The organism is Streptomyces sp. NC-S4 (genome assembly GCF_054353315.1).
Map to the genome: position 1 here is coordinate 7946888 of NZ_CM135937.1, position 12705 is coordinate 7959592.

The 12705-nt window shown below is 73.3% G+C and carries 12 protein-coding genes; 5 read left to right on the plus strand and 7 right to left on the minus strand.

What is annotated here, in order from left to right; all coding sequences use genetic code 11:
• Positions 1–42 precede the first annotated feature (42 nt).
• Positions 43–942, plus strand: coding sequence for a helix-turn-helix transcriptional regulator (locus ACXNSR_RS35535; RefSeq protein ID WP_458639436.1), 900 nt, complete (start codon positions 43–45; stop codon positions 940–942).
• A 42-nt stretch (positions 943–984) separates the two neighbouring features.
• Here ACXNSR_RS35535 and ACXNSR_RS35540 read toward each other — a convergent pair whose 3' ends face one another.
• Entirely contained in the window at positions 985–1728 is a 744-nt protein-coding gene (locus ACXNSR_RS35540; protein ID WP_458639437.1) for a ferritin-like domain-containing protein, read from the minus strand.
• A gap of 272 nt (positions 1729–2000) precedes the next feature.
• Entirely contained in the window at positions 2001–3449 is a 1449-nt protein-coding gene (locus tag ACXNSR_RS35545; RefSeq protein ID WP_458639438.1) for an amidase, read from the minus strand.
• 132 nt (positions 3450–3581) lie between these two features.
• Here ACXNSR_RS35545 and ACXNSR_RS35550 point away from each other — a divergent pair, with 132 nt between their 5' ends.
• Positions 3582–4175 carry a TetR/AcrR family transcriptional regulator gene (locus ACXNSR_RS35550; protein WP_458639439.1) on the plus strand — a complete coding sequence of 198 codons (594 nt, stop codon included), beginning with the start codon at positions 3582–3584 and terminating at the stop codon, positions 4173–4175.
• A 22-nt stretch (positions 4176–4197) separates the two neighbouring features.
• Here ACXNSR_RS35550 and ACXNSR_RS35555 read toward each other — a convergent pair whose 3' ends face one another.
• Positions 4198–5142: a 5'-nucleotidase gene (locus tag ACXNSR_RS35555; RefSeq protein WP_458639440.1), complete on the minus strand. Its 945-nt coding sequence runs from the start codon at positions 5140–5142 to the stop codon at positions 4198–4200.
• A gap of 127 nt (positions 5143–5269) precedes the next feature.
• Between ACXNSR_RS35555 and ACXNSR_RS35560 the strand changes: the two genes are divergently transcribed.
• Complete coding sequence (locus tag ACXNSR_RS35560) at positions 5270–5959, plus strand: hypothetical protein (protein ID WP_458639441.1); 690 nt, start codon at positions 5270–5272, stop codon at positions 5957–5959.
• 30 nt (positions 5960–5989) lie between these two features.
• Here the strand turns inward: ACXNSR_RS35560 and ACXNSR_RS35565 are convergent, their stop codons facing one another.
• On the minus strand, positions 5990–7321 hold the full coding sequence (locus tag ACXNSR_RS35565; RefSeq protein WP_458643482.1) for a YhgE/Pip domain-containing protein: 1332 nt from the start codon (positions 7319–7321) through the stop codon (positions 5990–5992).
• A 133-nt stretch (positions 7322–7454) separates the two neighbouring features.
• Here ACXNSR_RS35565 and ACXNSR_RS35570 point away from each other — a divergent pair, with 133 nt between their 5' ends.
• Positions 7455–8108 carry a MerR family transcriptional regulator gene (locus tag ACXNSR_RS35570; protein WP_458639442.1) on the plus strand — a complete coding sequence of 218 codons (654 nt, stop codon included), beginning with the start codon at positions 7455–7457 and terminating at the stop codon, positions 8106–8108.
• A 21-nt stretch (positions 8109–8129) separates the two neighbouring features.
• Here ACXNSR_RS35570 and ACXNSR_RS35575 read toward each other — a convergent pair whose 3' ends face one another.
• The 3 genes from ACXNSR_RS35575 to ACXNSR_RS35585 all read right to left on the minus strand — a co-directional run bounded on the left by ACXNSR_RS35575 (position 8130) and on the right by ACXNSR_RS35585 (position 11040).
• Positions 8130–9341: a cytochrome P450 family protein gene (locus ACXNSR_RS35575; protein ID WP_458639443.1), complete on the minus strand. Its 1212-nt coding sequence runs from the start codon at positions 9339–9341 to the stop codon at positions 8130–8132.
• A 68-nt stretch (positions 9342–9409) separates the two neighbouring features.
• Entirely contained in the window at positions 9410–10120 is a 711-nt protein-coding gene (locus ACXNSR_RS35580) for a 4'-phosphopantetheinyl transferase family protein (RefSeq protein ID WP_458639444.1), read from the minus strand.
• 119 nt (positions 10121–10239) lie between these two features.
• Entirely contained in the window at positions 10240–11040 is an 801-nt protein-coding gene (locus ACXNSR_RS35585; protein WP_458639445.1) for an AfsR/SARP family transcriptional regulator, read from the minus strand.
• Between the two features lie 101 nt (positions 11041–11141).
• Between ACXNSR_RS35585 and ACXNSR_RS35590 the strand changes: the two genes are divergently transcribed.
• The gene (locus ACXNSR_RS35590) at positions 11142–12674 is read left to right on the plus strand and encodes an FAD-dependent monooxygenase (RefSeq protein ID WP_458639446.1); all 1533 of its coding nucleotides are present in this window, start codon (positions 11142–11144) and stop codon (positions 12672–12674) included.
• Positions 12675–12705: the final 31 nt, after the last annotated feature.

Here is a 12705-nt window from a genome sequence, read left to right on the forward strand (position 1 = left end):
AGGACCACCCTCACCGGCGCCGCCGAAGCCATACTGGGAGCCATGGACGATCTTGCGGGCTTCCTGCGGACCCGGCGCTCCCGGGTCGACCCGGCGGCCGCCGGCATCCCCGTCGACCGCCGCCGCCGGGTGGCGGGCCTGCGCCGCGAGGAGGTCGCGCACCTGTCCGGCGTCAGCGTCGACTACTACGTACGACTGGAGCAGGGCCGCGCGACCCAGCCCTCCGAGCAGGTCCTCGACGCCCTCGCCGGCGTCCTCGGCCTCGACGAGACCGAACGAGGGCACCTCTGCAGGCTCGCCCGGCAGAGCCGCCGCCGGGCCAAGGCACCGGGCAAGGGGGGCTCACCGGCCGGAGGCCGGGGGAGGGTCCGGCCGGAGGTGCTGCGCGTCCTCGACCTGGTCGTCGGCGCACCCGCGCTGATCATGGACCACCGCCTGGACGTGCTCGCCGGGAACCGACTCGCCGGGCTCCTCTACGGCCGGCCGCTGCCGGGCCTGAACACCGCCCGGCACATCTTCCTGGAGGAGGCGGAGCGCGGTCTGTACGCGGACTGGGAGCGATGCACCCTCGACGTGGTCGGCCACCTCCGGCTGGCCGCCGGCCAGTACCCCGAGGACCCCCGCCTGGCCTCGCTCATCGGTGAGCTGGCGATGGGAAGCGAGCGCTTCCGGCGGCTCTGGGCCCGCGCGGACGTGCGCGCCCGCACCCACGGACTCAAGGCGTACCGGCACCCGTTGGTGGGACGGCTGGAACTGCACCAGGAGAACTTCGCGCTACCGGGTGAATCCGGCATGGAGCTGCTGGTGTTGTCCGCGGCCCCGGGCAGTCCCGCCGAGGACGGACTGCGGCTGCTCGCGGGCCTGGGTGCGGACGGCAGCGGAGCCGAGCGGGTGTCGAAGCGCCCGGCGGCCACCGCGGCCGCCACCCGCACCTCGATGTGATCTCCGGCCCCCAAGGGGCGGGCGGGCGCTCGGCGTACGGGACTACACGCCCGCGACCGGCCGCGCCGGTGCGGGCACCGGGCCGCCGCCCGACATCGCGCGGGCCATCCACGCGGAGGAGCGCAGGGTCTGCGCCACGAAGGCGCCGCGGCCCACCCCCAGGGTCCGCAGGGCCGGACCGTGGTCCACCGCGACCAGGCCGGCGGCGCCGGCGAGCAGTCCGCGCCAACCCGCCGTCACCGCCCGGCGGGCGGGCCGGGGCAGCCCGGCGAGCCCCTCCCGCAGGCGCAGGCAGTGGAAGGGGACGTGCCGTTCCTCGTCCGCCAGGATCCGGCCCGCGACCTCGGCGGTCAGCGGGTCGTCGGCGCCGTCGCGCAGGGCCTGGTAGTACCCCAGGGCCACGACTTCGGCGACCATCAGCACCAGCAGTTCCACCCGCAGTCCGAGGAGCCGCCGGATCCGGACGAAGGCCGCGTCGCTCCAGTGCCCGTCGAGGGTGTCGGCCCCGCCGGCCGCCAACAGCAGCTTCAGCATCCGTGCGTGGTTCTGTTCCTCGGCGATGAAGAGCCGGACCGCCTCGGAGTAGACCGGGTCACCGGCGAGGTCGGCCTTGCCGCAGAGTGCGGAGCCGTCGCCGTCCTCGCCGACCTGGAACTTCTGGATGCTGCGGACGATTTCGGCCGGCAAGCGCGCGCCCTTGTCCCAGCCGGGGTCGCCCAGAACCGCCCGGCGCTCCCGCTCGGCCTCGAACTCGGCCACCCATGCACCGTACTCACTTTTGATCATGTTCAATAAACTAGCGATTGTTGATCGTGTTCAAAAGTACTGGAATGTCATGGGCCGGTAACAGAAAGGCGCGAACCGCCGGCCGTCCGGTTCGGTCGGCGCGCTTCCCCGTCGCCTTCAGGGTCGGAGTCCTCTTTGCCGACAGCGCGGCCGCGCCCGCCGCGTCGCGAACGTCGGCTCCGTGAGCACGGGCACCGTACCGGCGGGGTACTTCTGCGCCGCTGCCAGGGCCTCCGCCGCCACCGGCGCACCCCGCGGCCGCGTACCGGCACCTACGGCGCGAGGGTTCGACCGGACCGGCCGGCTCCCGCGCGGGGGTCGACCGGTGTGAGGACGCCGAGCCGGTCCTCGATCGCCTGGGCCGCGTCCAGGCACAGGTCCTCGCGAAACGCCCGCCCGACGATCTGGACCCCGCAGGGGAGTCCGTCGGCCGTTCCGGTCGGCACGGCCACCCCGGGCACGCCCACGAAGCTGGTCACGGTGCACAGCCGCATCCCCGACCCGACGCGGTCCCGGCCCGGCCGGTCCCGCGACTCCAGTCCCGGCTCGACGGGCGGCTCGGTGAAGACCGGGCCGAGCAGCAGCGGGTGCTCGTCGAGGAACTCGGCCCAGGAGCGGCGGATGCCCAGCCAGCTGCCCATGAGCTTCATGAGGACGTCGGCGCTCACGGGCGGGGTCCGCTCCATCGCCATCCCGATGTAGCGGTCCCCGCCCTCGCCGAGCAGCCTGCGCACCACCGGCCAGGCCGGGGCGAACTCGGTCACGGTGATGCGGCCGTAGGCTTCGAGGGCCTCGTCCAGCCGCGGTACGTCCGCCACCTCGCGCACGTCGTATCCGGCGTCGCGCAGCGCGTCGGCCGCCGCCCCGACGGCTCCGCGGACCGTCGGATGGACACCGTGTCCGCCGGGGTCCGCCACGACCGCGACCTTCACGCGCCCGGGGAGCGGTTCGCCGTAGGCGGGCACCGGCACGGCGCGCGGGTCCCGCGGATCGGTTCCGGCCAGCACCTCGTACGCGAGCCTCAGATCGCCCACGCTCCGGGCCAGCGGGCCGTCGGTGACCAGCAGCTGGGACGCCGGGCCGGGGTCCTCCGGGCCGAGGACGCGGTGGTCGGCGGGGAACCGGCCCGTGGACGGCTTCAGCCCGGCCACACCGCAGAACTGGGCCGGGATGCGCACCGACCCGCCGGAGTCGTTGCCGAGCCCGAGCGCCGCCATGCCCGTGGCGACGGCCACCGCGTCGCCCCCGCTGGAGCCGCCCGGCGTCCGGCTGCTGTCCCACGGGTTGACCGTGTCGCCGAACAGCTCGCTGCGCGTGTGCATCCCCGCCAGGATCAGGGTGGGGATGTTGCTGTGCCCGATGGGGATGGCCCCGGCCGCCCGCAGCCGGGCCACCGGCGGTGCGTCGGCGGGCGCCACCAGATCGCGGAAGCGCTCCGTGCCGAACGTGGTCGGCACGCCTTCGACGGCGGTGCTCTCCTTCACGGTGAACGGCACGCCCGCGAGCGGTCCCAGCGCTTCACCGGCGGCCCGCCGGCGGTCCAGCCGCGCCGCGGCCTCACGAGCGCGCTCCGCGAGGAGCTGCGTGACCGCGTTCACCCGCGGATTGACCTCGGCGATGCGATCGAGGTGACTGTCGATCAGTTCGAGCGCCGAAACCTCCGCGGTGCGCACGGCTTCCGTCTGCGCGGTGGCCGGCATCTGCCACAGGGCGTCCCGCATGGCCCCACCTTCCTCGTCCGGGTACGTACCGATGCGCTTGCATCGGAATCGCATCGTACTCTTGGATTCGATACGGCCGCATCGAATAAACTGGGCGGCGAAGCGGAGCACCGTGGAACGGGGAGGGCGGGCATGCCCAGGCAGGTGGATCACGAGAGCCGACGCCGTCTCATCGCCGAGGCCGTCTGCCGGCTCGCCGACGAGCGCGGGCTGGAGGGCGTGACCCTGCGCGATGTCGCCGCCCGCGCGCAGGTGTCCATGGGGGCCGTCCAGCGGTGCTTCCGCACCAAGGAAGAGATGCTCGTGTTCGCTCTCGGGTACATCGGCGAGCGGATCGGCGAGCGCGTCGGGGCCCGCCTCGTCCGGAGCCCGGCCCAGTCGGCGGCCACTGCCCTCGGGCTCGCGGCCACCGAGATCTCACTGCTCCGGGAGGAGCAGCGTGCCGAGGCCAGGGTCTGGCTCGCCTTCGTAGCGCAGGCGGCCGTCAGCGAGGCGCTGGCGGGCACGCTGAGGGCGAACTACGCCGCGCTGCAGGAGGCGTTCGCGCGCCTCGTCGCGGAGGCCGGCGGGGGCGCCGACCGCACGGTGCCCCTCGATCCGCGACGCGAGGCCCGTACGCTCCTCGCCCTGGCGGACGGCCTCACCACGCACGTCCTCATCGGTCACCTCACCCCGCACGAGGCGCACGAGGTCCTTCACGCACACCTGGCAGGCCTCCTGGAGTGACCACCCCGGCCGCGGCGGCCGCTCAGGACGGCGCGGCGGGTGGCGAATTGACCGCCCCGAAGGGTACGTGGACGCTCGGCGTGCCGGGTGCGGTGCCGTCGAGGTTGGCGACCTGGTCGTCGAAGAAGATGTGCGGGTCGAGGGCTTTCAGGACCGCGGCCTTGTCGATGCCGCCGAGGAAGAAGGCGTCGTTGACCCGCAGCCCCCACTGCTTGAGGCTCAGCAGGGCGCGTTCATGGGCGGGCGCGTCCCGAGCGGTGACCAGCGACACGCGCAGCCGGGGCCGGTATCCGCAGCCCTCCCGCCGCCGCTCCTCCTCGAGGCGCTGGACCCGGTTGACGCCCGCCAGGAAGTCCCGCAGCGGTCCCGGATCGTGCGGGGTGGTGGCGTGCCCGACCTCGTACGCGCGGAACTCGTCGATTCCACCCCGCTGGTAGACCTGCTCGGCCGCGTCGCTCGCCACCACTCCGTCGAAGTCGAACGCGATCCGGAGCTCCGGGTCGGCCTCGTCGTCGATCCGACCCGTCTTGAGGACGTGTCCCGCGGGCAGCCCGGCCGCCACCGCGTCCCTGACGTCGGGCCCGTCGGCCGACAGGAACAGCGACATGTTGAGGGCCGGCATGAACTGGTGCGAGGGACGGCCCTGCCGGAACACCGCCCGGCTGATCGGCAGGTCGTGCGCGGTGATCGAACGCATGACGCGCATCCCGGTGTCGGGGTCGTTGCGGGAGAGGATGATGACCTCGACCAGGGGGTCGGCCCGGTCCGCGAGGTCGTTCAGCGACAGCAGGCGTCTGACGAAGGGGAACGCCACCCCCTTGGCCAGCGGTTCGTCGACATGGGTCTCCTGGTAGGTCCGGTAGGCGTCCTCGCCCCGCTCCCGGAACACCGCCTCGCAGTCGGCCAGGTCGAACAGGGCGCCGGAGGCGATCCCCACCACCAGGCGATCGGACAGGTCGTACCGCATGGCACCCCCCGCTGGCACATGTGCGACGTCGGGATGCTTATCACCCCTGCACGCGGTCCGGAAACGCCTCCCGGTCCGCCGATAGGGTCGGTGGCCGGATGCGACTGCTGGGGAGTACGAGGTGGGGATGAAGATCCGCCGTCCGGGACGGCCGGAGGACCTTCCGGGAGCGAGCGTGCTGTGGGCCCGCTGGGCCGCGCTCGCCGTGGCGACCTGGAACACCGAGGAGGAGAAGGAACGCTTCCGGTACGGGTACTGGTTCGGCGGGAGCGACGAGCTGCGCTACGACGACGGCGCGTGCAGCCGGTGGGTCCTGATCCGGGCCGATGGCGGCCGGGCCGTTCTCTTCGGGCAGGACGACTCCAGCGGGGTCGCGCGGTACGAGCCGCCGATCGACCTCCTCGCCGGAGCTCCCGGGTGGGTGCGCGACGATCGGGTGCGCGACCTTCTGGAGCGGGGAAGGGCCGAGTGCGTCTACTGGTTCGAGGACGGTTCCTGGCACCGGGCTCCGTACCCCGACGACCTGCGCGATGACGGGCTCGACTGCGGGATCGGCCATCTGACCTCGCGTGAGCTCGCCGTCGACGCGCTCTGTGCGCTGTTCGAGTTCGACGAGGACTGCGGGGGCGCCGTGGAGGCCTGCGAGCAGTTCCTCGAGCACGCGGAGCGGGGCACGGTCACCGGCGAGGTGGTGCGCTCCTTCGCCGATGCGGTATTCCGGATCCAGACCGAGCACGAACTGCTCCGGCCCGAGGTCCCGGTCGCCCGTCCGGAGCCGGACCTCGCCGCGATGACGGCGCTCGCGCGCCGGCGGTGACACCGCCGGCGCGCGGACGGTCCGGGCCGCTCAGGCCGTGGCCGGGGCCGTCGCCTCGGGGGACTTCGGGGCCTCAGGGGCTTCGGCGTCGGGGTGCGGGATCCGGTGCAGCCCCTTGCGGTCGTAGAGGCGGGTGACGGCGAAGCCGAAGAGCAGCGCGGCGACGAGGGCGACGCCCATCGAGGCCCACGCCCGGGTCAGGCCCGCGTCGGCCTGGGCTCCGTAGTAGAGGAGGGAGCGCAGCCCCTCGGTGATCTGGCGCAGCGGCTCGAACTCGGCGAGGGCGCGGAAGAACCCGGGGAGAGCCTGGACGGGCACGGTGGCGCCGGAGGAGGGCACGGCCATCGCCACGAAGACGATGGTCGCCAGGAGCATGCCGGGCGTGCCGAAGGCGGCGAACAGGGCCAGGCTGCCGATGCCGACCACCGCGATGGTGGCGACCGAGTAGAGCCACAGCAGGCCGAGGTGGGAGGCGTCCATGTCGAGGATGCCGACCGTGGCGACCTCGACCAGGGTGCCCATCACCAGGGACAGGCCGAGCATGAGCGCGATGCCGATGGCGAGGGTGCGCACGCGGCTGGTGTGCCGGACGGGCTCGCGCTTGCGGATCGGGCCGTAATCGGTGTGCAGGTACCCGAGCGCGGTGTCGACCTGGGAGTTCACCACGTTGGCGCCGAGCATGCCGCAGACGACCAGGACCAGGGCGTAGTAGAAGGCGCTCAGACCCATCGCGCTGCGGGCGCCGACCGGGTGGCCGTCGGCGACCGTCACGGTCACCGGGTCGGCCAGCTTGAGCTGGGCGGCCGTCGGCAGCGGGGTCTTCTGGGCGCCGGCCTGCTTGAGGAGTTCCTGGCCGAGCTGGGCCGAGGCGGCGTGGGCGGCCTTCTGGGCGGCCTGGGAGGACATGGAGGAGCCGATGCTGCCGGCCGCCTGGTTGGTCAGGACGGTCATGGTCGGCGGCGCGGCCTTGCCCTGGGCCGCGGGCTGCGGGGCGGTGAGCCCGGCCACCGTCGCGGAGTAGTCGGCGGGTATGACGAGGGCGCCGAAGACCTTGCCCCGGCCCAGCCGCTTGTCGGCCTCCGCGCGGCTGACGACCTGCCAGTCGATGCTCTTGTCGCCCTCGGCGGCCTTCCGGATGCCGGCGACGACCTGCTCGCCCAGGTTCACGTGGCGGCCGCCCATCTCCGCGCCGGTGTCGGCGTTGACCAGGGCCACGGGCAGGTCGCGCAGGTTGCCCCGGGGGTTGACGTTGCCGCCCACGTAGAGCAGGGCGAACAGTATCGAGACCACTGCGGCGATGAGGCCCGTTCCGATCCACAGCGCGGGTCGGCGGAGCACGGAGGGGGGCGTGGGATGAGGCATCGATTCTCCGGTGCGGCGGCGGTCCAGGGGCTGGATACTCATGGTATCCAGTTACTGGATAGTGGCAGTATCTTGCTGTGGTGTCCAATCGTCGATGCCGGATACCGGACCGCACGACCAGCAGGGAAGCCGTATGAAGATCTCGGAGCTCAGCCGGCGGACCGGCGTACCGGTCGCCAGCATCAAGTACTTCCTGCGGCAGGGACTGCTGCCCGCGGGGCGGGCGACGGCCGCGACCCTGGCCGAGTACGGGGAGGAGCACGCGCAGCGCCTGCGGCTGATCAAGGCGCTGACCACGCTCGGTGGCCTGTCCATCGCCGCCACCCGTGAGGTGCTCGGGGCGGTCGACCGGGCCCACAGCTCGGAGAGCGCCCTCGGCGCGGTCAGCTACGCGCTCCCGGTGCCGGTGGCGGCGCAGGGAGCCGCCGCGGACCACGAGCAGGAGGCCGGGGCCGACGCGAGCGCCGCTGCCGAGGTGGCCGAGCTCCTCGCGGCGCTGGACTGGCAGGCGCCCGGCACCTCACCGCACGTGAAGGGGCTGACGGTGGCGCTGGAGGAGCTGCGCCGGCTGGACGCCCAGTACGCGCCGGGGGAACTCGCCGCCTACGCGCGGCTGGCCGAGTCCGTGGCCCGGCTCGACCTGGAGCGCGCGGCCGGCCTGGACGACCCGGTGGCCCTGGCCGAGCGGGCGGTCATCGTCTTCGCGATCTGCGCCCCGGTGTTCGAACTGCTGCGGCGCCTCGCACAGGAGGACCAGGTCCGGCGACGGGTCTCGGGCACGGTGTGACCGGCGGGTCGGGCGGGCGGCTCAGCGGACGGGTCCCCGCTCGGCCCCGATCGGCTGTGCGGCCTTGTACTCCACCGGCAGCTCGAGCAGGCCACGGGCCCGCAGGGACGGCCGCCACCGGGGTTCGCCCTCGGCCGGCGTCAGGCTGCCGAACCGCTCGAGGAGCGCGGCCAGCGCGATCTCGGCCTCGGCGCGGGCCAGCGGTGCGCCGAGGCAGTAGTGGATGCCGTGGCCCAGCGCCAGGTGTCCGGAGGCGTCGCGCTCGAAGTCGAGCCGTTCGGGGTGGGAGAAACGGGCGGGGTCGCGGTTGGCGGCGGACAGCGACAGCAGGACGGTGTCCCCGGCCGGGACGGTGACGTCCGCGATCGTCACGTCCTCGGTGGCGAAGCGGCGGATCGCCAGCAGCGCCGGTCCTTCGTAGCGCGCCAGTTCCTCGATCGCCCCGGGGAGCTTCGAGGGGTCCGCGCGGAGGCGTGCCAGGTGCTCGGGATGGTTCAGGAGCACGTGTATCGCATTGCCGATGAGCTGGACGGTGTTCTCGAACCCGGCGCCGAGTACAAGGAACGCGAGCGACAGGAGTTCGTCCTCGCCGAGACGGTCGCCATCGCCGTCGCGGACCGCGATCAGGTCGGAGAGCAGGTCGTCGGCAGGGTGCCGGCGCTTGTAGGCGATGAGCTCGGCGAAGAACGCGAGCATGGCGGCGCCCGCCTGCTTGGCGCCCTGGGGGCGGCTGGGATCCGGTGAGATCATCTCGCCGGTCCAGGCGCGGAAGTCCTTGCGCTGGTCGTCCGGGACGCCGAGGAGATCGCAGATGACGGTGATGGGCAGCGGCGCCGCGTACGCGGCGATGAGATCGGTGCGGCCCTCCGTGCCGAGCGCGTCGAGCAGCCCGTCCGCGGTCCGGCGGATCGGGGCGCGCAGCGCCTCCACGCGGCGCGGCGTGAAGGCGCGGCTGACGAGCCTGCGCAGGCGGGTGTGGTCCGGGGGATCCATGTTGAGGAGGTTGGCGTCCAGGGCCGGCGGCAGGAACAGGCCGCGGTACGAACTCTCGGCGGCGTTGGCCTTGTCGAGGGAGAGCCGTGGATCCGCGAGGGCCGAGCGCACGTCGTCGTATCGGGTGACGAGCCATGCCGGTTCGCCGGTGGGCCCCGCGATGCGCTGTACCGGCGCAGTGTCCCGCAGGTGCCGGTAGGCGTCGTATGGGTGCTTCATGAGGTCGCCCTGTAGATCCATGAGGTCACCCTAATTCGTCCCGCCGGCCGGACAACGCCCTGGCCAGGCACAGGGGATGAGCCGCCCTGTCACCGCAGCAGGACGGTCGTCCAGACGTACGGGCCCACGTGGCGGATCTGGCCCCGGACGGTGCATCCGTCGGGGAGGAGGCCGGGAGCGGGCCTCAGGCACAGCTCGTTGCCGTTGTCACCGCCGTGGCCGGGATCCGGGAGGACCTCCAGGTCGTGGAAGACCGGCTCGCGGGGGAGGGGCAGCGCGGTGGCCGCCTTGTAGAAGGCCTCCTTCGCCGAGAACATCACCGTGAGGAGCCGCCCGCCCGGGTCGCCGCCCGCCAGCAGCGCGCGCTCCCGTGGGGTGCAGACGAGCCCGGCGGTCTCCGGCGAGAGCCGCCCGACGCGCTCGACGTCCACCCCCACGGCCGACACGTCCGGCCGGGTGGTGGCCAGACAACTGGCGACCGCGCCCCGGCAGTGGCTGATGGATCCCCGCACCCCCGCCGGGAAGAGGGGCCGCCGGGCCTCGCGCAGCACCGGTCCCGGCCGGCCCAGCAGCCGCAGGGCGGCGGCGGCCGCGGCGCGCCCCGCGGAGAAGTCGCGGCGGCGGGCCGGTGAGCTGCCCCGGACCAGGGCCCGCTCCGCCGGGTGCAGACCGGCCGCGTCCGCGCCCGGCAGGCGCAGGACGGCGACAACACCCCGCGCGGGCCGCACCGCCAGGACCGGGGCGCCCGTACTCCTCGCGGAGGGGTCTTCCCTGCCTCCAAAGTGACAGATTCCGTCCATCCGGCCTTTCCTCCCCTCACTTTTATCGGGCTTTCATGGCGGCGCCCCACGATCAGACCCGAGGCGGAGCGAGACGGAGAAGGAGGGGGAGGCCCATGCCCGGCGGGTGTGCGGTGTCCTCACGCGGGCACGCTCCACGACGGACCCTCGGCCGGTTCGAGTCCCAGCTCGTCGCGGAGCATGGTCCTGAGCGCCTGGAAGGCGCTGCGCGCCTCACCGCGCCGGCCCGACTCCCGCAGGGACTCGATCAACGAGTGGTGGAACCACTCGTTGAAGGGGTGCGCGGCGACCAGGTCGCGCAGTTCGGGTACGAGATGGGTGTGGCGGCCGCGGCGCATCTCCGCCTCGACACCCACCTGGTGGGCCCGTACGCGCAGCTCCTCCAGGTACTGGACGTGCCCGGCGAGAACCCGTCCCGGACGCACCGTGGCCAGGGCGCGGCCCTGCCACAGCGCCAGCCCCGCGCGGCAGGCGGCGACGGCCTCGTCCGGCCGGTCCCGGGCGAGCAGCCGCTCGCCCTCCCGCAGGAGCCGGGTGAACCGGGTGGCGTCCAGCTGCTCGGGGTCGATGTCCAGGAGATAGCCGGACCGGCTGGTGCGCAGCAGCTGCTGGGCCGGTGCCTCCAGGACCTCGTCGAGCTGACGGCGCAGGTGGTAGACGTGCGTGCGCAGGGTGCTGAGCGCCCAGCGCGGGGGCCGCTCCTCCCACAGCTCGTCGACGAACGTGTCGACCTCCACCACCTGGCCCGCCCGCAGCAGGAGCAGGGCCATCACCTTGTTCACCATCGGGCCGCGCAGGGTGTGGGGAGTGGCGCCCGTGGAGACACCGAGGGCTCCGAGCACCGAGAAACAGATCTGGCCGGCCACTGCTGTCCGCCCCTCCGTCAGTACGTCGGCGACACCGTGCGCATCGCCGTTCACCGGCTGGAATACAAGCACGCACAGGGGCCCTGGCCAGCGGCTCTGCCCCGCAAGAAGCGCACGGCTGCGCCTAAAGAGACATCCGTACAGAAGGTGGAATCATGACCGAAACGTCGCAGGTGCTCATCGTCGGAGCGGGCCCGGTGGGTCTCGTGACGGGGATCGAACTCCTCAGGCGCGGCGTGCCGGTGCGCGTCGTCGACCGCTCCGAGCGCCCCAACCCCCACTCCAAGGCGATCGCCCTGTGGCCGCGGGGCATCGAGGCCCTGGCCCGGTTCGGCGCCGCGGACGAACTGCACCGGCGCGGCGTGGTGTTGCGCGCGCAGAACTACCACTCGCAGGGGGAGCGGGTCGCCCGGCTGGCGTTCGGCGGCATGCGCCGCACCCGCTACCCGTACGCCCTGTCGATCCCGCAGCAGGAGACGGAGGCGGTCCTGCGGGACACCTTCCGAGGGCTGGGCGGGACCATCGAGTTCGGGACGGCCCTGACCTCCTTCACCCAGGACGGCGCCGGGGTGAGCGCCGAACTGGAGACGGCACGGGGCCGGGTGACGGAACGCGTCGGCTGGCTCGTCGGCTGCGACGGCGCGCACAGCAAGGTCCGGGAGGTACTGGGAGTGCCCTTCCGGGGCAGTTCCTACCCGCAGCAGTTCCTGCTCACGGACGGGCCGGTCCGCACCTCGCTGGCCCATGACGAGGTCCACTACTTCATGTCGCCCGCCGGAGTGCTGGTGGTGGTGGGGCTGCCGGGCGGCATGTACCGGACCTTCGTGAGCGCGGCGCCCGACCTGGCGGTGGACGACGCCCGCGAAGCCGTGCAGCGCGCGGCGTCCGAGCGCTGCCCGGTGCCGATCGAGCTGCTCGGTGAGCAGCGCAGCGGGGTGTTCCGGGTGCACCGCAAGGTGGCCGACCGGCTGCGGTCCGGCCGGGTGCTGCTGGCGGGAGACGCCGCGCACATCCACAGCCCGGCGGGCGGTCAGGGGCTGAACACCGGTATCGAGGACGCCGCTTCGCTGGCCTGGCGCCTCGCCGGGGTGCGCGAGGGCCGGTGGGACGAGGCGGTGCTGGCGCAGTGGGAGGAGGAGCGGCTCGGGGTCGCGCGGGCCGTGGTCGGCGACACCGACCTGCAGACCCGGATGTGGATGATGAGCGGCTGGCGCGCGCGGGCCCGGGACGCGGCGCTGGAGGTCGCGGGCCGCAGCGGTGTCCTGAACCGCGTCGTCGTGCCGCGCCAGGCGCAGCTGTCGTTCGAGCTTCCGGGCCCGCGGCAGCGGTCCGGCCATCTGCGGACGGGGATGCGGCTGCCGGACGTGCCGCTCGACGCGGAGCGCGGCCGCTGGCTGCGGGACGAACTGGGCTCTCCCGAGCCGCTGTTGCTGCTGTTCCCGGGGACGGGCAGGCACCGCAGGGAAGTCCAGGGCGTGGCCGATATCTTTCGGAAAGCGCACGAGGGCCTTCGCGTCACCGTGATTTCCGATGCGAACGATATCGGCCATTCGCTGCTGCGACTCAGCCACCCCTGTGCCGTTCTCGTACGGCCCGACGGGACCGTCGCCGCGCTGCTCGACCCGTTCCGTGACGAACTCCACTCGGAGGCACGGCATTTGACCGGGCACGCCGCTCCGGCGCGATAGTTAGGATGACACGTGCTTCTTTCAGAATTCT